The 22,314-nt window shown below is 66.4% G+C and carries 26 protein-coding genes; 11 read left to right on the forward strand and 15 right to left on the reverse strand.

The window, feature by feature from the left end:
- Positions 1-121: 121 nt before the first annotated feature.
- Together grpE and BMY29_RS04480 are read right to left on the reverse strand one after the other, a co-directional pair.
- Positions 122-1,288 carry a nucleotide exchange factor GrpE gene (gene grpE, locus BMY29_RS04475; protein WP_049990893.1) on the reverse strand — a complete coding sequence of 389 codons (1,167 nt, stop codon included), beginning with the start codon at positions 1,286-1,288 and terminating at the stop codon, positions 122-124.
- Between the two features lie 123 nt (positions 1,289-1,411).
- Positions 1,412-1,660 carry a hypothetical protein gene (locus BMY29_RS04480; RefSeq protein WP_049990892.1) on the reverse strand — a complete coding sequence of 83 codons (249 nt, stop codon included), beginning with the start codon at positions 1,658-1,660 and terminating at the stop codon, positions 1,412-1,414.
- A 272-nt stretch (positions 1,661-1,932) separates the two neighbouring features.
- Between BMY29_RS04480 and BMY29_RS04485 the strand changes: the two genes are divergently transcribed.
- From BMY29_RS04485 to BMY29_RS20500, 5 genes are all read left to right on the forward strand, one after another.
- Positions 1,933-3,375: a DEAD/DEAH box helicase gene (locus BMY29_RS04485; RefSeq protein ID WP_049990891.1), complete on the forward strand. Its 1,443-nt coding sequence runs from the start codon at positions 1,933-1,935 to the stop codon at positions 3,373-3,375.
- Positions 3,376-3,506: 131 nt separating this feature from the next.
- Entirely contained in the window at positions 3,507-4,211 is a 705-nt protein-coding gene (locus tag BMY29_RS04490; protein WP_049990890.1) for a DUF2270 domain-containing protein, read from the forward strand.
- A gap of 155 nt (positions 4,212-4,366) precedes the next feature.
- Complete coding sequence (locus BMY29_RS04495) at positions 4,367-5,371, forward strand: DUF7972 family membrane protein (RefSeq protein WP_049990889.1); 1,005 nt, start codon at positions 4,367-4,369, stop codon at positions 5,369-5,371.
- Between the two features lie 130 nt (positions 5,372-5,501).
- Positions 5,502-5,729, forward strand: a complete 228-nt coding sequence (locus BMY29_RS04500; protein WP_049990888.1) for a hypothetical protein — start codon at positions 5,502-5,504, stop codon at positions 5,727-5,729.
- Positions 5,730-5,866: 137 nt separating this feature from the next.
- Positions 5,867-6,022, forward strand: coding sequence for a rubrerythrin-like domain-containing protein (locus BMY29_RS20500; protein ID WP_143067647.1), 156 nt, complete (start codon positions 5,867-5,869; stop codon positions 6,020-6,022).
- Between the two features lie 258 nt (positions 6,023-6,280).
- On the opposite strand, the gene BMY29_RS04505 is transcribed toward BMY29_RS20500, so the two are convergent.
- Positions 6,281-6,514 (reverse strand): ribbon-helix-helix domain-containing protein, encoded by a 234-nt coding sequence (locus BMY29_RS04505; protein ID WP_049990887.1) that lies wholly within the window; start codon positions 6,512-6,514, stop codon positions 6,281-6,283.
- Between the two features lie 333 nt (positions 6,515-6,847).
- Between BMY29_RS04505 and BMY29_RS04510 the strand changes: the two genes are divergently transcribed.
- Positions 6,848-7,405, forward strand: a complete 558-nt coding sequence (locus tag BMY29_RS04510; protein WP_049990886.1) for a DUF5806 family protein — start codon at positions 6,848-6,850, stop codon at positions 7,403-7,405.
- A 65-nt stretch (positions 7,406-7,470) separates the two neighbouring features.
- Here the strand turns inward: BMY29_RS04510 and BMY29_RS04515 are convergent, their stop codons facing one another.
- From BMY29_RS04515 to BMY29_RS20910, 3 genes are all read right to left on the reverse strand, one after another.
- Complete coding sequence (locus BMY29_RS04515) at positions 7,471-7,776, reverse strand: SDR family NAD(P)-dependent oxidoreductase (RefSeq protein ID WP_049990885.1); 306 nt, start codon at positions 7,774-7,776, stop codon at positions 7,471-7,473.
- A 54-nt stretch (positions 7,777-7,830) separates the two neighbouring features.
- Positions 7,831-7,980, reverse strand: a complete 150-nt coding sequence (locus BMY29_RS20905) for a hypothetical protein (protein WP_160290108.1) — start codon at positions 7,978-7,980, stop codon at positions 7,831-7,833.
- Between the two features lie 332 nt (positions 7,981-8,312).
- The gene (locus BMY29_RS20910; protein ID WP_173424925.1) at positions 8,313-8,486 is read right to left on the reverse strand and encodes a hypothetical protein; all 174 of its coding nucleotides are present in this window, start codon (positions 8,484-8,486) and stop codon (positions 8,313-8,315) included.
- A gap of 271 nt (positions 8,487-8,757) precedes the next feature.
- On the opposite strand from BMY29_RS20910, the gene BMY29_RS04520 reads away from it, so the two are divergent.
- Entirely contained in the window at positions 8,758-9,012 is a 255-nt protein-coding gene (locus BMY29_RS04520; RefSeq protein ID WP_241471304.1) for a hypothetical protein, read from the forward strand.
- Between the two features lie 535 nt (positions 9,013-9,547).
- On the opposite strand, the gene BMY29_RS04525 is transcribed toward BMY29_RS04520, so the two are convergent.
- The 3 genes from BMY29_RS04525 to BMY29_RS04535 form a co-directional block, all read right to left on the reverse strand.
- The gene (locus tag BMY29_RS04525) at positions 9,548-11,779 is read right to left on the reverse strand and encodes a catalase (RefSeq protein ID WP_049990883.1); all 2,232 of its coding nucleotides are present in this window, start codon (positions 11,777-11,779) and stop codon (positions 9,548-9,550) included.
- 226 nt (positions 11,780-12,005) lie between these two features.
- Positions 12,006-12,260: a glutathione S-transferase N-terminal domain-containing protein gene (locus tag BMY29_RS04530; RefSeq protein WP_049990882.1), complete on the reverse strand. Its 255-nt coding sequence runs from the start codon at positions 12,258-12,260 to the stop codon at positions 12,006-12,008.
- Positions 12,261-12,303: 43 nt separating this feature from the next.
- On the reverse strand, positions 12,304-12,885 hold the full coding sequence (locus tag BMY29_RS04535; protein ID WP_049990881.1) for a DNA integrity scanning protein DisA nucleotide-binding domain protein: 582 nt from the start codon (positions 12,883-12,885) through the stop codon (positions 12,304-12,306).
- Positions 12,886-13,038: 153 nt separating this feature from the next.
- On the opposite strand from BMY29_RS04535, the gene BMY29_RS04540 reads away from it, so the two are divergent.
- Together BMY29_RS04540 and BMY29_RS04545 are read left to right on the forward strand one after the other, a co-directional pair.
- Entirely contained in the window at positions 13,039-14,559 is a 1,521-nt protein-coding gene (locus BMY29_RS04540) for a DUF790 family protein (protein ID WP_049990880.1), read from the forward strand.
- 147 nt (positions 14,560-14,706) lie between these two features.
- Positions 14,707-15,171 carry a response regulator gene (locus BMY29_RS04545; protein WP_049990879.1) on the forward strand — a complete coding sequence of 155 codons (465 nt, stop codon included), beginning with the start codon at positions 14,707-14,709 and terminating at the stop codon, positions 15,169-15,171.
- Between the two features lie 76 nt (positions 15,172-15,247).
- Here the strand turns inward: BMY29_RS04545 and BMY29_RS04550 are convergent, their stop codons facing one another.
- On the reverse strand, positions 15,248-15,760 hold the full coding sequence (locus BMY29_RS04550; RefSeq protein WP_049990878.1) for a DUF7122 family protein: 513 nt from the start codon (positions 15,758-15,760) through the stop codon (positions 15,248-15,250).
- Positions 15,760-16,668 carry an RsmB/NOP family class I SAM-dependent RNA methyltransferase gene (locus tag BMY29_RS04555; protein WP_049990877.1) on the reverse strand — a complete coding sequence of 303 codons (909 nt, stop codon included), beginning with the start codon at positions 16,666-16,668 and terminating at the stop codon, positions 15,760-15,762. Before BMY29_RS04555 ends, BMY29_RS04550 begins: the two co-directional genes overlap by 1 nt.
- 138 nt (positions 16,669-16,806) lie before the next feature.
- Here BMY29_RS04555 and BMY29_RS04560 point away from each other — a divergent pair, with 138 nt between their 5' ends.
- Together BMY29_RS04560 and BMY29_RS04565 are read left to right on the forward strand one after the other, a co-directional pair.
- Positions 16,807-17,553: a proteasome assembly chaperone family protein gene (locus BMY29_RS04560; RefSeq protein WP_049990908.1), complete on the forward strand. Its 747-nt coding sequence runs from the start codon at positions 16,807-16,809 to the stop codon at positions 17,551-17,553.
- A 135-nt stretch (positions 17,554-17,688) separates the two neighbouring features.
- Complete coding sequence (locus tag BMY29_RS04565) at positions 17,689-18,639, forward strand: AAA family ATPase (protein ID WP_049990876.1); 951 nt, start codon at positions 17,689-17,691, stop codon at positions 18,637-18,639.
- Positions 18,640-18,704: 65 nt separating this feature from the next.
- Here BMY29_RS04565 and BMY29_RS04570 read toward each other — a convergent pair whose 3' ends face one another.
- The 4 genes from BMY29_RS04570 to BMY29_RS04585 are packed head-to-tail and all read right to left on the reverse strand — an operon-like array spanning position 18,705 to position 22,141.
- The gene (locus BMY29_RS04570) at positions 18,705-19,229 is read right to left on the reverse strand and encodes a DUF7519 family protein (protein ID WP_049990907.1); all 525 of its coding nucleotides are present in this window, start codon (positions 19,227-19,229) and stop codon (positions 18,705-18,707) included.
- Positions 19,226-20,596 (reverse strand): DUF58 domain-containing protein, encoded by a 1,371-nt coding sequence (locus BMY29_RS04575; RefSeq protein WP_241471302.1) that lies wholly within the window; start codon positions 20,594-20,596, stop codon positions 19,226-19,228. The genes BMY29_RS04570 and BMY29_RS04575 overlap by 4 nt, the downstream gene beginning before the upstream one ends.
- The gene (locus BMY29_RS21385; RefSeq protein ID WP_049990875.1) at positions 20,593-21,141 is read right to left on the reverse strand and encodes a DUF7269 family protein; all 549 of its coding nucleotides are present in this window, start codon (positions 21,139-21,141) and stop codon (positions 20,593-20,595) included. Before BMY29_RS21385 ends, BMY29_RS04575 begins: the two co-directional genes overlap by 4 nt.
- 16 nt (positions 21,142-21,157) lie before the next feature.
- Positions 21,158-22,141: a DUF4129 domain-containing protein gene (locus BMY29_RS04585; protein WP_049990874.1), complete on the reverse strand. Its 984-nt coding sequence runs from the start codon at positions 22,139-22,141 to the stop codon at positions 21,158-21,160.
- Positions 22,142-22,314: the final 173 nt, after the last annotated feature.

Here is a 22,314-nt window from a genome sequence, read left to right on the forward strand (position 1 = left end):
CGAGTCAGTTTCGAGTCAGTAAAAACGAGTCAGCGGCAGGATGGGTTCCTCCCGGATCGTCGAGGCGAGCGAGCGGCCGCGACCGGTTCCGATCCGATCGCGGTCGGGTCGCCTGGTCGCGTTACTCGTCGGCGTCGTCGTCGGCGACTTCGCCGCCGAGTTCGATCGCATCGCCGTCCGAATCCGCTTTCTCGCCGTCGGTGTCGGCATCGTCGGCTGCCGAATCTCCGTCCTCTGTCGCGGGCTCGGTCGCGTCCTCGTCGGTCGCGGGTTCGTCGCCGCCATCGGCGGCGTCGCTCTCGGACTCCGGCTCGTCGGCGTCCGCGGTCGACTCGTCCCCTGCTTCCTCGTCCGCTTCGTCCTCGTCGAGTTCGCCGTTCGAGACCGTGACCTGGGCGTTCTGGATGACCTTATCGCCCATCTCGTAGCCAGGCGTGTAGACGTCGGCGATCGTCCCCTCGGGCTGGGCGCTGTCGACCTGCATCATGACCTCGTGGCGCTGCGGGTCGGTCTCGGTTCCCGGCTCGGGGTCGATCTCGGAGACGTTCTCGTCCTCGAGGATGCGGTCGAACTCGCGCAGCGTCATCTCGACGCCCTCCCGGAGACTCTCGACGTCGCCGCTGTCCTCCTCGAGGGCCCGTTTGAGATTGTCGCGGACGCCGATGAGCCGCTCGACGAGGTCCTCGGTGGCGCGGTCTTTGATCTGCTGTTGGCGCTTCTTGGCCCGCTTCTTGTAGTTCTGGAAGTCGGCCTGCTTGCGCTTGAGACGGCTCTTCAGGTCTTCGACCTCCTCCTCGTACTCCTCGAGTTGGTCGTCGCGCTCGTCGAGCGCTCGCTCGGACTCGTCGAGTTCGTCCTGAAGGTCGCCGATGGTCTCGGCCTGGGACTCGATTCGCTCGCGGAGGTCCTCGAGTTCCTCGCGCTGCTGGGAGACGGTCCCGTTGAGGTCGCGAGCCTCCTCGACGATCGAGTTGACCTTGTGCGCGAGTTCGTCGTCGTACTCGGTGACCTGATTAAGCACTCGCTGCACGTCCTCGCTCGTTTCGGGCGTCTCACCTGAAGCGGCTGCGGGCGCGTCAGCCTCAGCGTCGGTCTCCCCCGCGGTCGTGTCCGGACTCGCGTCAGCGTCTGTCTCGGCCGACTCGTCGGTCGACTCGGCGGCCTGGTCCGAGCCGTCACCGGCGCTGGTCGGCTGTTCGGGGTCGACGTCGGCCGTCTCGCCGTCGTCGGATTCCTCCTCGGACGGGACACCCTGGGCGGACGCGTTCGTGCCCTCGTCTTCGCTCATGTCCCAGTCAACGAACACCGGTAATAAAAGGGTTGAGGTACGGGGGTCGGCGTGGATCGGCCGAGAGTCGAACGACCCGCTCGCGGCCCGCGTACAGTCGTCGAAACCGCTGAAAACGACCCTTTAGACGCCGTGTCGCTCCTGACAGTCGTTGCAGATCAGGCCACTGAACCACTTCAGGTCCCCGCAGCCGTGACAGAGTCGGTACCACTCGAACTCCAGATCGACCGGGTCGGTCGCGGACTCGGTTTCGCCTTCGTCCTCGGCCTCGGTCCGTCGCTGTGCAACCGCTTCGCTCGCCGCTGAGAACCCGTCCGGATCGGCCCAGCGAACCCGGGTCTCCGGACGAACACATCCCCTTCCACTCCCCATGCCATCGTCGGCATCTATTGTAGCTTAGTTAACTATTATCCGTCTAATATCGGTAGACGAATAATTAACGGAAGCCAATTGATTTCTGGCAATCCAGTTACTACAGACAATATTCTATAAAAATGTCTGACAGACACAGAGCATTCTCATCACTATAACAAGATCGTAAAGCACCATCCGATCCGTTACACGAGACGGAGGAACGGGACGCGGTACACACGGAACCGCCGGACACCCGACCGTATATGTGCGCTTGTCCCCGACTGTGACGCGTGACGCGGACCCCGGCCGACGAATCGACGCCGATCGAACTCCGGTACGAGGACGGGACGATCCGGATCGACGGCCTGGCGGAATCGACCGTCTCGCCAGCATCGATCCGGTCTGCGGTCCCCGAACTCGACTCCGATCCGCGGACCGGCGCCTGGCGCGCGCCCGCCTTCCGGTACGCCGACCTGCGAACGGGCCTGGCGGACGCCGACGCCGCGGTCGACGATCGCGTGCTCGATCCCGCATCCGTCCCGCCGCTCGACTCGGCGTACGAACTTCGCGACTACCAGGCGACGGCACTGGACGCCTGGCTGGAGACGGATTGCTGGGCCGACAGCGAGGGGCCGGCCAACCCAGTCGCGAGAGCGCCCGCGGGCGTCCTCGAACTTCCGACGGGGAGCGGCAAGACCGTCATCGCGCTGAAGGCGATCGAGCGGCTCTCGGTCCCGACGCTCGTGGTCGTGCCGACGATCGACCTGCTCGACCAGTGGGAGCGCGAACTCGACCGCGAGTTCGATGTTCCGATCGGCCGCTTCGGCGGCGGCGAGCAGCGCCTCGAGCCGATCACCGTCTCGACGTACGACTCGGCGTACCTGAAGGCCGACTCGGTCGGCGACCGGTTCGGCTGCGTCGTCTTCGACGAAGTTCACCACCTCGGCGGCGAGGGCTACCGCGAGATCGCGCGACTGCTCGCCGCGCCCGCGCGATTGGGGCTGACCGCCACCTTCGAGCGTCCCGACGGCGCCCACGAGGTCGTCGAAGAGATCGTCGGGCCGCTGGTCCACCGCGCCGACGTCGACGAACTCGCGGGAGACCACCTGGCCAGCTACGACATCAAGCGGCTCGAGGTGTCGCTTACGCCCGACGAACGCGAGGAGTACGAGCGACACCAGGCGACCTTCACGGACTACCTCGCGAAATCGAACATCGAGTTCCACAGCGGGTCGGATTACCGGGAACTCGTCAAGCGCTCGGGGAGCGATCCCGAGGCTCGCGAGGCGCTGCTCGCGCGCCAGCGCGCACGTGAGATCATGCTCGGCAGCGAGAACAAGCTCGCGGCGCTGGCGGAGATCCTCGACGATCACCGAGGCGAGCGAATCATCGTCTTCACGGCCCACAACGACCTCGCCTACGACGTCAGCGAACGGTTCCTGATCCCGACGATCACCCACCGGACCGGCACCGCCGAGCGACGGGAGCACTTAGAGCGCTTCCGGGAGGGAACCTACACTCGGATCGCGACCTCGAACGTGCTCGACGAGGGGGTCGACGTCCCGGACGCCAACGTAGCGGTCGTGCTCTCGGGCAGCGGGAGCGAGCGGGAGTTCGTCCAGCGACTCGGCCGGATCCTCCGCCCGAAAGCGGACGGCGGCCGAGCGATCCTCTACGAGGTCATCTCAGCGGACACCGGCGAAGAGCGGATAGCGGGTCGTCGTCGGGACTGAGAGTCCGTCGGTGGTCGCTCGCACCTTCGCCGCATTCCGCCTGGCGGCTACTGCGGCGGAGGTGCGATCGGATCGAGACCGGTCCGGACTGGTGGCTCTATTAGCCTCGTCGTCGAAAGCGTATATCCGCGATGGCTCAGAAATCAGCGAAAGACGTCGATCCCGCTGACGCTGAACACCGCGAAATCGGCGAGGGATTGCTAGAGGAGGATATGGCGCCGAGTTCGGCGATGGCACACCTCTACCGCGGCGAGGTCCATCGGATGAAATTTTGGCGCGAACGCCTCGATCGGACGTCGAACTGGGCGGTTATCGTCATGAGCGGGGTCCTCACGTGGGGCTTTTCGGGCCCCGATCGACCGCATTACATCCTGTTGCTAGGGGGTGCAGCGGTGACGTCCTTCTTACTCATGGAGGCACAGCGGTATCGCGGCTACGACCTCTGGCGGGGCCGCGTTCGGACGCTCCAGAAGAACGTTTTCGCGTACGGGTTAGACCCGTCCGCGGGCCTCGAGAATCCGGAATGGCGGAAGACGTTGAGCCGAGACTACCGCACACCCGTTATCAAGATCACCACCGAGGAAGCGATTGCGCATCGTCTCCGCCGGATTTACTTACTGCTTTTTACGGTTACGCTAGGCGCGTGGGTGATCCACATCGGCGCATTCGCAACGGAACCGTGGCCAGCCAGTGCCTCCATCGGGGCGATACCCGGTCTCCTCGTAACCAGTCTCGTCGTCGCGCTGTATCTCGTCGCGGTTTTCATTGCCGTGCGACCGCGGACGTGGTTGGCAGAGGACGAACTTCACTCACGAGATATCGGGAAGCATCGATAAGCACCCGGAACGAGCGATCGACGACGGACCGGCGCTCGCGAACCGCGGACGTTTCGAAGCGGTCGATCACTGTCCGTCGCTCAGTGTGAGTCGGCGAGGGTTGCAAAGTCACCGTCGGCGATTATGTATCCCACTCGCGTACGTCGGGGAACAGTATGGACGCGACGACCGTCGAATCGGGTGGCCGTCATCCTCCCGCGGGACTCACGCGGTGGTTTTTGCTCACCGGAAATCGGCTCCTGGTCACGCTGATCATCCTGCTCGGGATCGGCGCAGCGTTCGGCGTCGTCGGACTCTTCGGTCTCGCCACGGTGACCACGCCGTCACGAGTCATGTGGTACCTCAACGGGACCGTCAACGGTCTGTTGACGCTGGTTCCGATCGCGGTCGGCGTGAACCAGATCGTCCTCTCCCACGAATTCGGCTCGATACAAGACCTCTACCAACGCCGGACCGACGTCACGGACTTTCGAGAGCGCGTCGAGGATCGAACCGACACCGCGGTGAACTCCCCGTGCGCGTCCGTCTTCTTCGGAACGCTTCTCTCGTCCGTCTCGGACACTGCGGACGCGCTTCGGCGCGGCCGTGATACCCCTCGATCCGACGACCAAATACCGGACGAGGTCGAGACGGTCGCCGAAGCGATCGTCGACGAAGCGAACCGAGCGAACGACGAGTTGGAAGCGACCAGGTCGAGTATGCTCCGGACGCTCCTCGTTATGCTCGACTACGACGATTCGACCCAGTTCTACGAGGTCCGACGGCTGCGGTCGACCGTACCGGATCGTGACGACGAGACGACGGAGCAACTGCAGGCGATCACGAACCTGTTCGTCGAAATCGACGCCGCGCGACAGTTCCTCAAAACTGTCGTCGTCGAGCGACAATTGGCGCGTCTCTCTCGCCTCCTGATCTATACCGGAATCCCCGCCGTGACGATCGCCGCGATCGGCATCTTCACCTATCGGGATATCACGGGCCTGACGCTGTCACACGCCGCGCTCATGGGCGTAGCCGGAACGCTACTCGTCACGACGCTCGTCCCGCTCGCGGTCTTGAGCGCGTACATCCTCCGCGTGGCGACGATCGCGCGCCAGACGGCCGCATACGGCCCCTTCGTTCCGGAATCCGACGAGGAACTGACTTCCGCGGTCGATTGACGGTCCCCTAGCAGAAAACCGGTTTTCGGACCGACGCGCTCTGCTCGATCACGGTCCTGAGCGGCTCGGCTCGGGACAACCGCGTTCGCGTCTACGGCTCGGAGGAGCTCTGCACGTAGACGTCCCGACGATGACCGTCGACGTCCACGACGCCGAGTCCGGTCCCAATCACTTCCAGAACGAACGAAACAGCGAAGGCGCTCGAACAGGGAACCAAGCCACCGTCTCGCCGGTTCTGAGTCGGTGGATGCTCGAACTCATCGAACGGACGCGCGAGGGGGCGGGCGCGAACCGAGAGGCCGTACCGGGACGATCCTTGCGAACGGTTTCGGACGGCGGCGATCGTTCCTACCGGTAGTTGGTAATGCAGCTTCTTCGTGTTCAGCCGATCGAACTGATAAGTGCATCTGCGTATCTCGCACGATATCCCGTCCACTTGAGTCGACAGGGATGACCCGCAGTCCCTATTTGTAGCTGGAATACGAAGATGAGAGTATGCCGCATAATCAAGACCTCGAAGACGATACCTCAGAAATGGTATCCGAGTACGAATGCCTCCAGTGTGGACGGATAGTCGAGGCAGAGACCAATCCCGGAGAGTGCGAGAAGTGCGGCGGCGACTTCCAGAACCGAGCGAAATCGATCGAATAGTGGTCCGTCACCTTCTTACGAGCTTTCTAATAGTTGACTCCGTCGGACCCCGCAGAGGACTGTGATTTAGCGTTCTTCACGATGCGTATAGCACCCGTACTTGGCGCGAGTTCGAGGGGAACTCCGAACAAGAGACCGTGGTATGATCTACGGGTGATCGACGGCGGCTTCCTCGGGGACCGACCTCCAGCGGCTATCGATGCGACGGTCCCACTCCGGCGCCGAAGCGGTCGGACCGTCACTCCGAAGAAGAGGAAATCACCGGCTTCCGTGGTCAGTATCGTCCCGATCGTGATGGTCGAGTAACCGTTGAATCCCCGCCCGAATCGCCTCGCTGCGGGAGTGGTAGACGTCGTCGTCGACGAGCGATTCGAGCGCCGCGAGCTGATCGTCGGTCATTCGGAACGTCACGCGACCGAGCGTCTCGGCGGTCTCCAGCCGCGACCGGCTGGGTTCGGGTGCGACGGTATCGGAGGACGACTGCCGACCCATCGTCACCGACCTCCCCGTTTGGAATCCGCAGCCGCCCCCTCGTTCGGTTCAGTACTCGCGGCGGCGAGCGTTTCGATCGTACTCCCGGAGACCATGTCCGTTGAAGGACGTTACCGGTAAAAAGGGCTCGCGTAGCGCAGTGAAAGTGAAACAGTTTCCGGCCACCGGCGTACTCGGATCGACCCGCTTCCGGTCGCCGCCTGGTCCCCGTCGAACTCGAGGACCGACCTTCCGTCAAGCGGGGAACGGAACCAGCTACCGACGGATATCTAACGGACAGCGTTATCCTCGTTCGGCCCCTGAACGTGACGCGGGCAACCGCAGAAAAACACCATGCCCGAAGATACGCAACCATCCTCCGAGAGCAGTGCGGCCGAACCCAATCGATTCGAGCGTCTCGAGAGCGCCGACTACGACCGCGTCGACGAGTTCCTTCGCGAGTACGTCGCCTTTACGGCCCGCGAATGGGCGGTCGCCCGTCTCTGTGCCGACTTTCGGACCGAGACGGGAGTCGAAATGACGACCATCGGGGAGAACCTTCCCGAACTCGTTCCCTTCATGGACGATCGGTACACGCGCCAGGCCGTCTACCAGTCGCGGCGATCCTTCGAGGAGAAGGTCCGCGAGGCCGGGGCGACGTTCCTCTACGGCGCCTATTCCGATTTCTTCACGGCCAACGAACTGGACGATATCATGTACGAGGCGACGGAGGTCGCGCGGTTCCTGATCGAAGTCGAGGGTGCGTCTCTTTCGCCCGATACCGAGTTAGAGGCGGAAGAGGGGGTTAGAGCGGCGATGGAAGGCGTCCACCGCGCGAGCCTCGAACTCCGGTACGACCGCTGTCCGAACTGCGGCGAGCGACTCAGCGAGGACGCGATCGAATCGGAGTGAATCTGGGCCCGACCGCTCGGCGATCGCAGCGATATCGTCGTCGATGCTTTCGACGATGCCGCTGGTCATCTCCGTGTCGACTGCAGACGGACAGACCGCGTTGAGATTCCGTGAGGAGCGAGCTCGACCGCGAGCGTCTTCGTCAGGTCGATGACGCCGTGTTTCGCCGCCGTGTAGTGACCCAGGCCGGGCGAGGCGACGAACCCCGCCGTCGAGGACGTGTTGACGATGCGATCGCCCTCGCCGCGCTCGTCCCACGGCCGCGGGTCGAACTCGCTCGTGTCGATCAGCGGGTGGAGCACGCGGAGTCTAGTCTCGTAGGCCTCCTCGACGGCGTTCGGGCCGAGCCCCAGCTCGGTGATCGTGCTCACGAGGAGGTCGAACTCGTCTGCGCGGCGCCTGGCGTACCGTCCGAGCAGCGCGTTCTAGAGGACGTAGTACCGAATGCCGTAGCGGCCGTTGATCGCCGGCGCCAGCCGACCCGCTCGGCGGACCGTCACCGACTCGACCGCGGCGTTGAAGTACGCGTTGCGCTCGTCGAGATCCGGCTCGGTCAGCGTTGAGCAGGGGGACATCGTGGTCGTCCTGCAGCGCCTCGAGTACGTTCATGCGAACGGCTTCGCAACTGCCTTTCGACATGAGGTCCATGTGGACGACGCCAATTTCGGCCATCGTATCAAACCGGAGCAAGGGACTATCGGCGGTCCCTATAGCTGGGACAGGCAATGGGAAGGGACTCGCGGTTCGGTCAATTTCGAAATATAAGAGAGTCGTAAGACGGGCGCCGAACGGATCGGCGCCGCGGACTGGCAGGGAATTGGCGGACCGTTCCGCGCTTGGATGCCGGTGTCGCGTTCGGCTCCGCCGGCCCCAGTGGCTCACTTCGAACGAGCGTCGAACGCGTCGGTCACGTCGAGCGGGGATCGGCGTTCAGGATTCGGAACTCGGGATCCACGCAGGAGCACGGATTCGAGTCGCCGATCGGTTGGATATCGCCGTCCGGCCAGATCCAGACTGTCACGATCTCGTCACAGTTCTCGCAGACTGCCGCGGACTTCGCACGCTCCTCTGACTCTGCCATAGGGATAATCGCTCCATTTTGTCTTATCAACGGGCCCGAACAAGTAGTCCGGCCCTTGAAAGAGCGCCCCATTCACGTATCTGTTCGGGCGACGGAACCGCGACGGGTCCGACCGTCCTGCCGTCGGCCGCCGGTCGACCTCGGATCCGCGCCCGTCCTTGCACGTTCGCAGGGCCAAGGCTCATGCTCGGAAGTCCGTTGCCGACACCTGGCGATGCGCCACGACGAATGGATGAATTTCCACGCCTTGCTGCGGGAGATACGAGCCGAGATGAAGCACCGAGGCGACGCCCATCCCGATGCGTTCGCCGCCTACGACTATCAGGACACGCGGCCGATGCACCTGCACCACCCCAAACGCGATCACGAGCGAGCGAGCGACGCGACTGCTCCTGTGGGGGATCGTCCGGTCGATCGAAACGGAGAGCGAACTCGCCGTGGTGCGTCGGTAAACCGAATTCGGTCTTCGAGGCGGCCGAAAAGGGGGTATAAGCCCCGTTTCGCGTCCAGATCGCCCAAACGGTAGCGGCGTCGGCAAGCGAGTACTCGAGTGATCCGCGGCCGGCCAGTGTCACACCGGCCGCAGATCACGCGAAGATCACGCGACCGATTCACAAAGGTGTTCACCTGACTGTTGCATGCTCGGCGAGCCAAACGGTGTGCTGTCGCGCAGCTACTAACCCTATGATACATTATCGCACAGCCGATTGAGGGATCGCCGACCGCGCCGCTCGGGTTCGCGTCCCGGACGATCGAACAAGCGACCGCGGTCAGTTGCCCCTCCCGATTCCGAGAGGATGGGAGCTCAGCGGAGATGTCGCACGGGCAGCCGCATCGCCGTCCGCTTTTCCAACGTTTATTGCAGCTGAGTCCCAAGGTCGGATCGACGGGGAGGGGGATGGTATCGACCGGAAATACCCTCACCGTCTGACAGGGAGGAATTCGGTCGGCTTGCCCGGCTCTCTGTTGCTTCTGACACACCCCCGGGCTCCGATCGTTCGGTCGTCGGGATTGCTCCGACCGACTGCGACCGCGTTCAATCCCGGAGCGTCGCGAACCGGCTACGCTCGAACCGACTTCTCGCTGCGGTCCCAGTGGCGGTGGGCCGCGATGGCCTCGGCGAACCGCGCCGCGAAGTCGGTTACGTCATCGGAGCTCTGACCCGTCACGACGCCGTGGTCCGAGACGACGCCGTCGTCGTCGCCGGAGAGATCGACATCCGGCAGCTCGACCGCCTCGAGCAACTCGACGCCGCTTCCGAGCGCGGCGATCGGCTTCTTGTGCTTGAACGCCTCCGCGACGAAGTGTTTGGCGGTGCCCTGTTCTCGCAGCCGGTCGATATTGTCGGCGCCGCCGGGGACGAAGACCGCATCGAAGAGGACCGACTCGGCCGTCGAGTGGCTCTCGTCGGCCGCGACCGTCTCGCCGTCGGCGCTCGTCTTGTCGCCGAGCACCTTCGCGACGACCTCGACGCGGGCGCCCCGGTCCTCGAGTTCGGACCGCACCGTTTCGAGGTGGTCGGCGTCGAACCCGTCGTCGACGAGCACGGCGACCTTGCGGGTCTCGATCGAGTCCCCGGTCCGATTCAGCATGCTGAGCGTCGGATCCTCGGCGTCGTGGTCGGGGAGTTCGTCGCCTGGCTCCGCGGGCGGCTCGACGTCGATCCCCTCGGCGACCCGCCTGGCGAACTCGTGATCGACGTTGTTGAACAGGTCGTAGACGATCCGTTCGCGGATCTCCGGACGGTCGACCTTCGCGAGTTCGAAGTGGGCGGCGTCGACGATGTTCTGCTGCTCGGTCTCACTCATGCTGTTCCAGAACAGCCGCGCCTGGCCGAAGTGGTCCTGAAAGCTCTCGCTGCGATTACGGATCTTCTTCCCGTCGATCTTCTCGGCGTAGTGTTCGTAGCCGCCCTCCTCTTCGGGGACCTCCTGCGGGTCGTCGTCGCCGATCGAGTTCGGCTTGTAGGAGACTGTGCTCTCGTTGATCTCCTGGCGCATGAAGCCGGCCCGCTGGTTGTTGTGTCGCTCAGCGAGCGGGCGGTTGATCGGGATCTCGTCCCAGTTGGCGCTGTTAAACCGGTTGAGCTGGGTGTCCTGGTAGGAGAACAGTCGACCCTGGAGGAGCGGATCGTTCGAGAAGTCGATGCCGGGGACGACGTTGCCGGGGTGGAACGCGACCTGTTCGGTCTCGGCGAAGAAGTTGTCCGGCGTCTCGTTTAAGACCATCTTCCCGATCGGTCTGACCGGAACGTCCCGCTCGGGAACGATCTTCGTGGGGTCGAGGACGTCGAAGTCGAACTCCGCGGCCTCGTCCTCGTCGAAGATCTGGACGCCGAGTTCCCACTCGGGCTCGTAGCCCGCCTCGATGACGTCGTAGAGCTCCTGGCGGTTGAAGTCGGGGTTCTTCCCCGCGAGCGTCTGGGTCTCGTCCCACACGAGTTGGTTGGTGCCGAGTTTCGGCGTCCAGTGGTACTTGACGAACACCGAATCGCCGTCCTCGTTGACCAGGCGGAAGGTGTGGACGCCAAAACCCTGCATCATGCGGTAGGCCCGCGGGAGCGCTCGTCCGGAGAGCAGCCACATGAGCATGTGCGTGATCTCGGGTTTCAGCGAGGCGAAATCCCAGAAGGTGTCGTGGGCCGAGGAGGCCTGGGGCATCCCGTCGTCGGGTTCGGGCTTGATCGCGTGGACCAGGTCGGGGAACTCCATCGCGTCCTGAATGAAGAAGACGGGGATGTTGTTCCCGACGAGGTCGAAGTTACCCTCCTCGGTGTAGAACTTGGTCGCGAAGCCGCGGACGTCCCGGACCGTGTCGGCCGAGCCGCGCGAGCCGACGACGGTCGAGAATCGCACGAACACCGGCGTCTTCTGATCGGGGTCCTGTAGGAAGGCGGCCTTCGTCAGGTCCGAGATGTCTCCGTACTCTCCGAGGTCGGGGTCCTCGTAGGGCTGGAAGTAGCCGTGAGCGCCGGTACCCCGCGCGTGGACGACCCGTTCCGGGATCGACTCGTGGTCGAACTGGGTCATCTTCTCCCGGAAGTGGAAGTCCTCCATGAGCGTCGGGCCGCGCTCGCTCGCCTTCAGGGAGTTATCGGTGTCGCTGACTTCGACCCCGTGGTCGGTCGTCAGGTCTTCGCCCTCGGGGTTCTCTCGCACTTCGTCGAGCTGTCGGTGTTTGCTCTCCTCGTCGATTTCGTCGCTATCGTCGCTCGTCCCGGGCTGGGACGCGTTCGTCTCCTGTGACTGTGCGACCGATTCGTCGAGTTCGTCACCGGATTCGTTGTCTGACATGTAATTGAACCGTCTGGCGTGCTGCGTTGGATCGCCCGAGCAGGACTCGCTCGCAGAATTCGGCCGGGCGATCGACCGGGTGGACGACGGGACGGGAGAACACCCATCCCATGCATTCCAACCTCCACGATCGGATCCATAAATGAAGCCGCTGCACGTGCGGGGAATTAGATCGGACCTGTGCGAAGAATAGACAGATCAGGTACTCGATACTCTCCCTGCGCCGCTACCCGTAGTGTTTCACCACGTACTCGACGATGTCGTCGCTCTCGTAGAGCGTCTCCTGCCGGTTGGTGTCGACGAAATGCGGAATCTGGTCCTGCCCGCCCAGGTCCGTCAATTCGCCGTGAGTCCGTTCGTTTCGGACCTCGCCGCTCGCCAGGCGCGGATTGTGAATCACGTATGAGACGCCGAGGTCGGTGAGTTTCTCGCGGACCGACGCGGAGTACGGACAGCCTTCCGCCTGGTACAGTTCGAGCATTGCGAGCGCACCTCCCCCGGACGCGCAGGGCGGCGAAGCAGCGTCACCGGCGGCGGTAGCCGTCCACGTTCCACTCGCCGCCCAGTTCCGGTCGCACGTCCGTCCGAAAGTCGCCCCGCTGGAAGACGGACACGCGGCCGGTCTCCTCGCTAAGCGTGACCGTCGCGATCACGTTCGGCCGCCGAGACGTATCGAGCGCGCTCATGTGGCGCGACCCCATCCAGTCCTCGTACTCGGCCGCCGCCGAATCGACGTCCGCGCGATCGTCGGGAGCGAGGTCTCGAAATCGGACCAACTGCTCTTGAATCACGCCGTCGACGCTGATGACGACCGCGCCGTCCCGAGTCATCGCCACCTCGCGTGCCGTCTCGAAGAAGACGTCGAGATCCAGGCAGACGTCGCGACAGCGGTCCGTCGGCCACGTGTTGTCACCCATCGGATCCGCGAAGGCCGCGACCGAGGGGCCGGTGACGACGGCGATGTACATCCCGGGGCCTTTTACGTACCGTTCGTTCCACCGGTCGAAATCGAGGCTGATCCCCTCGAGCGAGTAGACGAGACAGTCGAGCAGTTCCCGGACGCCGTCGTGGGTCTCGTACTCGATCCGAAGGTCCGAATCCGCCATACGGAACGTTCGGGGCGAACAGCCGTAATCTCGCTGCCTGAATCGGGAGCCGTGCCCACCAGGCGTCTCGCGCCTGGCGACGCCGTCCCCGTCCGGCCGCCCCGCCGTCCGGGCGACTTTTGACCGCGCCGCACCGACACGGGATAGAGAGCGATGCTGACGAAGGACCTGCTCCGCGTGTCGCGGGCCGGCGGCGGGTACTACCCGCAGTTCGCCGGCCGCGAACACCGCCCGCTCGCGGCCCGCGTCATCGGCACCTACCAGGGCCACGTCGGCGAGCCCCGCGGCGACCTCGAGGACGCGCTGACCGACCTTGAACGCGAGGCCGAGGACTTCAAACTCGTCCGCGGCCTGGCGGCGCTGGTCGACCGGGAGGCGACCGTCGAGACCGACGCGGAAATCGAACCCGAACACGCGCGCAAAGCCGCCTTCGAAGCCGCCGAAGCGGTCGGCGTCGTTACCGAGGACGAGCGCGCGACGGCGCTGCACCGGGCGAGCGAGTCGTTCGACGTCTCCGCGGACGCCCTCGAATCCGCGCTCTACGCCGACCTCGAGGAGCGGCAGGTCCTGACCGCGGTCGACCCCCGCTGGGATCCGGACGGCCTGGTCGCCCAGTACAACCTCTCGCTGGCGCAGACGGCCCTCTTCGACGCGACCGACGTGCGGGTCCGCACGAGCGATCCGAAGGCGCTGATCTCGGCGATCAAACGCCTGCGGCTGATGTACGAGATCCACACGCTCGACGCCGGAGATGAGGGACTCTCCGAGCGCGAGGTCGTCGTCACCGGTCCGACGCGCCTCTTTCGGGCGACCAGGCGGTACGGGACGCGCTTCGCGCGGCTCCTGCGGACGGTCGCGAGCGCACGGCAGTGGCGCCTGGCGGCGACGATCGACGACCGCGGCACCGAGCGGACGCTCGAACTCTCCCACGAGGATCCCGTCCGGGTACCCGACGCCGAGCCGGTGGCGGACGTTTCGTTCGATAGCGGCGTCGAAGCGGACTTCGCCGCCCGCTTCTCGAACCTGGGCCTCGACTGGGACCTCGTGCGCGAACCGGCGCCGCTCGCGACGGGAACGCGGGTGATGATTCCGGACTTCGCGTTCGAGTACGAGCATTCGGATTTCCGCGTCTACTTCGAGATCATGGGCTTTTGGACGCCCGAGTACGTCGAGAAGAAGCTCTCGCAACTCGCCGAACTCGAAGACGTCGACATGCTGGTCGCCGTCGACGAATCGCTCGGCGTCGGCGAGGAGATCACCGCCCGCGACCACCGGGCGATCCCGTACTCGGGGACGGTGCGGGTCAAAGACGTCGCCGACGTCCTCCGAGAGTACGAACGCCAGTTGGTCGCCGAGAGCGCGGCCGAACTCCCCGACGAACTGCGGCCCGACGAGGACGCGATCACGGTGGACGCGCTGGCCGACCGCCGCGGCGTGAGCGCGGACGCCCTCGCGGACGTCTCGTTTCCCGAGCACGAGCGGGTCGGCCGGACGCTGCTCCGGCCCGCCGTCGCCGAGTCGCTCGCCGACGAGATCGAGCCCGGAATGACGCTCGCGGACGCCGAAACGATCCTCGACGAGTACGGGATCGCCGACGCGAGCGCGGTCCTCTCGCGGCTCGGTTATGCCGTGGAGTGGGAGGGCCTGGCCGGCGGAACGGTCGTCGATCGGTAACGGACGGTAACGAGCGGTCCACCGGGCGGAATCGCGTCGGTGATAGTTGTCATAATCGAGTGATTCTGGTGTTACCTGTCAGGATCAGTCAAAATCACCCAACACACTTTGTGATTAGCCTTAAGCCCGTAAAGCGTCAGTCATACTATGAACCCATTCGTGTCCCAACAGTCCTCTCCCGACCCAGTCTCTATCTTACTCGTCGAAGACAATCCCGGCGACGTTCGGCTGATCCAGGAGGCGTTCAGAGAAGCGGAGTTCGAGACGACGTTTCACACCGTGACGGACGGTGACGCCGCGCTCGAATTTCTGCAGGACCGGCTCACCGACGACGCCGGTCCCGATCTGGACCTGATGCTTCTGGACCTGAACCTTCCCCGGACGAGCGGATTCGACGTCCTGAAGGAACTCAAGTCGGATCAGAAACTGACGTCGCTCCCGGTGCTCGTACTGACGAGTTCGGAAGCGACCGAAGACATCGTCCGGAGTTACGAACTGTGTGCGAACGCCTACCTCACCAAGCCGAGCGATCCCGAAGAGTTCGCCGATCTCGGGCGGGCCGTCGAGGCGTTCTGGATCGACGAGGCGACGTTACCGCCGGTCCCGTCGTAAGCGCGACCCGAGGTCCGTTCACGGTTGAATTGCGCCGGGTCGCCGCGACGGGACACCGCTGCGACCCCTTCCGAGATCAGGACTCGAGGTCTCGCTGTCTCCCCTTCGGCACCATCGAGCGCAACTCGCCGTGGACGTACAACCCGACGCCGAGCGGTTCTTCCTCACCCGCGACCTCGTGAGCGGCGATCAGGTATCCCCAGTCGCCGTCCCACTCGAGTTCCTGATCTTCGCCGGCCGCGAACCGGCGGGCCTGGTCGCGGTCGAGGTCGATCACGCAATCGGTCGCGACCCGCCCGAAGCGCTGGACGAAGTCCGTCGTCGGCTTCCAGTGTTCCTGACGAGTGCGCAGGCAGGTCATGCCGATCGCCTCTATCTCGACCGGCGAGGGAGCCTGGCCGCCGTAAATCCAGATCTTGCCGGCGCCCTTCTCCCAGAACGTGTAGCCGTCGAAGGTCTCGGGCGGAATGCCAAAGCGGTCCGCAAAGAAGTCGACGACCGCCTCGCGGGTAGCCCTGCCCTCGACGGACCGCTCTGCCTCGGTGGCGGGGAGCCGATCGAACCGCTGGCCGTCGTTCGTCTCGCTCATCACGCGGTCACCTCCAGTTTCGCGACGAAGAAGCCGCCGGTGTCGTTCTGGTGCGGGTAGATCCGGGCCGCCTGCTCGAGGCTCGAATCGAACGCCTCGTCGTCCCACGCCGTGAGTCCGGGTGCGTAGTCGAGATCGAGATCGAAGTCGACGACGCGGCAGTCCTCCTCGTCCAGCGCGTGCTGGACGACGGCCTCGTTCTCCTCGGGCGCGAAGGTGCACGTCGAGTAGACGACCGTGCCGCCCTCGCGGGTCGCCTGGATCGCCCGCCGAAGGATCCCCTTCTGAATCCCCGCGACGGAGGCGATGTGATCCTCCGACCAGTTGTCCAGTGCGTCGGGGTTCTTCCGGATCGTCCCCTCGCAGGAACAGGGCGCGTCGACCAGCGCCCGGTCGAACTCGTCGAAGTCGAACCGCGACAGCGAGTAGTTCCGGGCGTCCTCGTTGGTGACGGCCAGGCTGGTCGCGCCCAGCCGTTCGGCGTTGAAGCGCAGCGCCGAGATCCGCCCGAGGTTGTTGTCGTTCGCGACGACCGTCCCGCGGTCGTCCATCAGCGCCGCGATCTGGGTCGCCTTCCCGCCGGGGGCCGCACAGCAGTCCCAGACCCGCTCGCCTGGCTCGGGATCGAGGACGACCGGCGGCACCGCCGAGACCTCCTCCTGGCCGTGGGTGAATCCGTGGAACGAGGACCAGGTCGAACCGGGTGAGTCGGTCGCTAAACGCAGCACGCGGGGGTTCCAGCCGACCCGGTCGAAGCCGACGCCCTCGCGTTCGAGGGCCGCGGTCGCTCGCTCGACCGAGGCCTTGATCGTGTTCACGCGGACGGCGGTGCCAAGCGGGCGCTCGCAGGCCGCGCGGAAGGCGTCGAAGTCGTCGATGATCGGTCGATACCGCTCGAGTGGCTCCATCGGCCGCGGATTCGGGGGCCCGGCGTTTGTGGGTTTCGAAGCGGGCGGGCGACGCGGCGACGGAGTCCCGAAGCGCGACGCCGCGACCGCGTACTCGCCGCCCTCGATTTTATGCCGCTGACCGGCATCGGTCGGGACATGGGAGGCGTACGCGTGCACGAACCGGAAGCGGACCTCGAGAACCCGACGCTCGTCGAGGGATTCCCCGGCGTCGGACTCGTCGGCAAGATCGCGACCGACCACCTCATCGACCGACTCGACATGCGCCACTACGCGAGCGTCGACTGCGAGGGGCTGCCCCAGATCGGCGTCTACCGCGGCGGCGACCGGACGGCCAGGCCGCCCGTTCGGCTCTACGTCAGCGAGGAGCACGACCTCCTCGCGCTGCAGAGCGACGCGCCGATCCGCTCCGAAGCCGTCGACAGCGTCGCCGACTGCCTGACCGGCTGGATCGTCAGCCACGACGTCACGCCGCTGTACCTCAGCGGACTCCCCGCCGAACGAGAGACCGAGGACCGGCCGGACCTCTACGGGATCACGACCGGGAACGCTGCCGAGCGGCTCGAGGCAACCGACATCCCGATCCCCCCGGAGGACGGCGTCGTCACCGGCCCCACGGGTGCGCTCCTCAATCGGGCCGCCCTCGAGAACTACGGCAGCCTCAGCTTCGTCGTCGAGTGCAACCCGCAGTTCCCCGACCCCGAGGCCGCGAGCGTCCTGCTCGACGACGGAATCGCGCCGGTCGCGGACCTCTCGGTCGACGTCGAAGATCTGTTAGACCGCGCCGAGGAGATCCGCTCGAAGCGGGAGCAACTCGCCCAACAGATGCAGGCGGTCGGACAGGAGGAGAGCTCGCAGGCTCAACCGCTGCGGATGTATCAGTGACGGCTCCCACCATCCGCCGCGGTGGTCGCCTCGGACTTCGGTCGCGGTGATGTGGGGCCGGGGCCGGTCGCGAGCTCGCTCCCGCGGCTCGCTCGACCACGGCCGTTTATATGTAATCGCTGCAACTCGTTCGATATGGATATCACCGACGCGCGTGCGGAGTGCGACGCCGTCCTCGATGCCGTCGGCCAGGCCGTCATCGCGGACCGCGAGTTCCTCGAGACCGTCCTGCTCGGCGTCCTCGCGCGCGGCCACGTCCTCCTGGAGGACGTCCCCGGCACCGGCAAGACCCTGACCGCGAACAGCCTGGCGACGGCGCTGGGGCTGTCGTTCTCCCGGATCCAGTTCACGCTCGACCTGTTGCCGGCCGACGTGACCGGGACCCACGTGTTCGACGAGTCCGAAGGGACCGTCGAGTTCACCCCGGGGCCGATCTTCGCGAACGTCGTGCTGGCCGACGAGATCAACCGCGCGCCGCCGAAGACCCAGGCCGCCTTGCTCGAGGCCATGGAGGAGCGGCAGGTCACCGTCGACGGCGAGACGCACCAGTTGCCACAGCCGTTTTTCGTGATCGCGACGCAGAATCCCGTCGAGCAGGCCGGTACCTTCCCGCTGCCGGAGGCTCAGGTCGACCGCTTTCTGGTGAAGAGCTCGATCGGCTACCCCGACGAGGACGGCGAGCGGGAGCTGTTGCAACGGCGACTCGGCCGCACCGATCGGAGCCCGAGCATCGACCCGGCGTTGGACGACGAGCGCGTCCGGGCACTCCGGGCGGTCCCCGAGTCGGTCCGTGTCGACGACGACCTCGTAGCCTACGTCGCCGCGATCGCTCGGGGGACGCGAACCCGCCGCCAGGTCGACGTGGGCGTCTCGCCGCGGGGAACCCAGCGGTTGCTCGAGGCGACCCGGGCCCGCGCCGTCGTCGCCGGCCGCGACTACGTGACTCCCGACGACGTCAAGCGCGTGGCTCGCCCCGTGCTCGCCCATCGGCTCGTGCTCACCCCCGACGCCTCGGTCGACGGCGCCTCGAAGGCGGCGATCGTCGACGAGGTGCTCGACACCGTCCCCGTCCCGACGCTCGAGTAACGAGTACTCGGGCGGTATCGAGCACTCGGGCGGGATGCACGAAGACGGACGGCGACGGCGATCGGCTACCGCTGCAGGGTCGCCAGCAGGAGCACCGCCCCGAACAGCATGGCGATCACGGCCGCGGCCGGCTGTCCGCTCGGTCCGACGCGGAAGACCGCATAGCTCCCGGCGCCGGCGACCAGGCCGACGAGGACCGTTCCGCCGACGTGGGGGAACTCCGCGCGGATCGTCGTCGCCTCCCGGCCGAGCTGGTCGCCGATCCCGATCGCGTGGTGGCCGGCGTCCCAGGCCAGCACGGTCGCGGTGACGCTCGCGAGCATCGGCACCGGTGGAACCCCGTCGATACCGCCCGCGAGCAGCCCTGTCAGCACGGCCGCAGCCCCGAGCGTGACGGCCCGCCGCGATCCCCTCTGCAGCCCGGCGCCGACGACCATCAGGCCGACGACGCCGCCGGCGAGCACGTATGGGGAGTAGAAGACGCTCGCGAACACCGCGAGCAGCAGGGCGACGATCGAGAGGCCGCCGGTCACGACCGCGGGCCGGTGGGCGGGATCGACCGGGTCGGCGTCGCTGTCGTCGCCGGTCACGGCGACCACCGCCGTTGGCTCGCCGCGGTCGTCGCCGCCAGCGACTCGCCAGGCGGCCAATCGACGACCCTGACGCCCGCTTCTCTGAGCGTCGAGACGCGGACCGATCGCTCGGCCGCTGCGAGTCGCCCGCCTGGCGTGTCCCGCCCCGTCGGATCGGGGCTGACGACCGTCACGGGGTGGCCGTCGGCCTGGAGCAGTCGTGCGACGCGGACGATGTCGTCGTCACAGAGCGGCGCGAACAGGAGCACCTGCGAGTCGGGCGGCAACCGCGACCGGAACCGACGGATGTGAACGCGAAGCAGCGACATCGACGACTCCGGCGGCGTCGGTGCGAACGCCGGATCGATCGTGAGACGTCGACGGGCCGTGGCCCGGTGGTCGGGTCCCGAGCCTGGCGGGAGCCAACATCGGCGCGGTCCGAAACTGGCGATACCAACGCTGTTCCCGCCCTCGACGAGCGCGTCGAGCGCGGCGGTCGCGGCCTCGACGCTCCGATCGACTGCGTGGCGGGCCGTCTCGTCGGGGCGACGGTACGCCGCCGCGCGCGTATCGACGACGAGCATCACCGTCGCCGACCGCTCCTCGCGAAAGGTTACCGTCGTCAGGTCGTCGCCGCGGACCCAACGATTCCAATCGATCCGCGAGAGGGGATCGCCGCGGCGGTACTCCCTGGTCGCGTAGAACTCGAGACCCTCGCCGCCGACGGCCGTCTCGACGCGACCGGTCAGCGGCACCGTCAGCGAGCGCAACGGGACGTCGACCGCGGTCGCCGCGGGCGAACAGCGGAATTCGGTGTCGACGCGGACCCGCTGGACTCGCTCGACCGCGCCGGTAAAGCCCCGCGCGACGACGATCGCGGGCTCGAACTCATGACGTCCCCGACGAGCGGTTACCGTATAGGAGAACGTCTCCGTCTCGCCCGGTCGGAGCGCGGTTCCGTGTCGCGGAACGTTCTCGGTGACGACGAGCTCCGCCGGAACGCCGTCGACGAGCCGGAGGTCCGGGAGGAGCTCGTCGCCCTCGTTGCGGATCCGCACCGTCGCGCGGATCTGTTCGCCGGGCTCGGGATCGTCGGCCTCGAGTTCGCGGGCGATCGACAGCACCGGGTCCGGCGCCCGGCCGATCCGGGCGTAGGCCGCGTACGCGATCCCCACGACCGACGCCAGCAACAGCGCGGGCGCCGTGACGAGGATGCCGACGGCGCCGAACAGCAAGGCGACGGCGGTGACGCCGGTCCAGCGGTTCGTCGGCCGCGTGGCCGAGTCGACGACGGTCGAATCCGCGGATTCTGCCGTGTCGGAGTCGCCGTCGGGCTGCGACTCGCCGATCGTCGTTCGGACGTCGGTGGTCGTGTTCGTCGTCACGCGTCGTCGGTCACCCCCGCTATGCGCGCGATTTCGGCCGCGGCGCGAGTCATTCGACGAGTGCGGTTCCGGCGCGCCACCGCCCGAAGACGGACGTGCCACGGGGCCCAGTCGGGCACGCCGTTCGCGAACTGCGCCGCCGCCCACGGATCGTCGGTCCAGGTCCCGTTCTCGAGCGCCGCTCGGGCCTCGTCCTCGGTCAGGCCCTCTCCGTGTACCAACGCGTCGACCGCCGCCCGCTCGAGCCGCTCGTGGAGTCGCCTGCCGACCTGACCGTAGTTCACGCGCCCCGATTCGATCCCCTCGTCGAACTGGTCGCCGGGGATCGGACACTCCCGCGGGCGTTCCGGCGTCGGCGGATCGGTCTGCGTGACGGCGGTCCGCCGGCGAGCGAGGACCGCTCGCAGCCCCTGCACGAGCGCGATCACGCCGACCGCGTACACGAACGACGTTCGGACGCCGAGGGCGGCGGCCAGGCTCGGCACCGCCGCGACCGCCAGGCCGATCAGGACCAGTCCGCCGCCGCCGAGCGCGTACTTGTTCATGGATGCGGATACTCGATCATCGTCTCGTCTCCCCGTTCTCACCGTCGGCGTCCTCGATCCGCCGCAGGAGTTCGACCGCGCGGCGCTCACGGTCGGCCGTCACGGGCCGATCGCCGTAGCGAACGTCCTCGAACAGCGTCCGCAACGCGTCGACGTCGGCGGGATCCACCCCCGCGTCCCGCGCCGCGGCCGCGAACTCGCCTGGCGTGCTCGCGGCGGGCCGCTCGACGTCGAGCGGCTCGGTCAGCTCTCGCCAGGCCCGGTAGACATCGTTCTCGAAATCGTTGCCCGACTCGATGCGGTCGGCGGCCTGGCCGGCCGCGCGCCCGAAAGCGCTTCGCTGGGCGTCGTCGGTCGCGTCAGCGGGCGACGCCGTCGACTGCCGGCGATCACCGTCGCCGGTGTAGAACAGCGCCGCGATCGCCGCGCCGATCGTCACCAGCAGGACGGCCACGACGAGGAGCGATGGCAGCGTCGGGCCGGGAAGGGCCCCGCCGCCGTCGCCGCCGGGCGAATCGGCGGTTCCGTTCTCCTCGAGGGGAGTCATCTCGGATTCGGGGGCCGGCGGCTCGGCCACCGCCGTTCCGCACCCGCTGGTGAGGAGGAGAACGCCGAGCACGACGAGCGGGAGCAACGCGATCACGAGCGCGATCGTCACCGAGCGGTCGTACGACCGCGTCGTCAGCGCCGCAAGCCCGACCGTCCCGAGGACGAGTCCGAGCAGCGCTCCGTCCGAGTCGAGGAACCCGATGCACAGCTCCGGAACGGCGGACCCGACATCCAACCAGGGTTCGGAGTCACCCCCGGCTGATCCGTCCGATCCGATCCCGCCGTCGCCGGTCCCACCGGTTCCGCCGGTCCCGCCGCCGCTGCCGTCCCCGCCGTCGCCGATGCCGGTACCGTCGCTTTCGATCATCGACGGTAACGTCGCCGCTGCGAGCACGACGGCGAGACAGCACAGGAGGGCAATGAGGGCGACCCGACCGGTGTCTCGATCCACGGCCTTTCTTCCAGCTATTACCTAAAATGTTTTATCATAGGTCGGAAACAAGACGGCGAGCGTCGAGTCGCTCCGTACTGAATCATCCCGTCTCCGACGCGGACGCACCGATCGGGTTCATCGGCGTTGAGAGGCCCCCACGCCATCGATTCTCTCACTCTCTTTCCGGAATG

The organism is Natrinema salifodinae, assembly GCF_900110455.1.
Lineage (GTDB): Archaea > Halobacteriota > Halobacteria > Halobacteriales > Natrialbaceae > Natrinema > Natrinema salifodinae.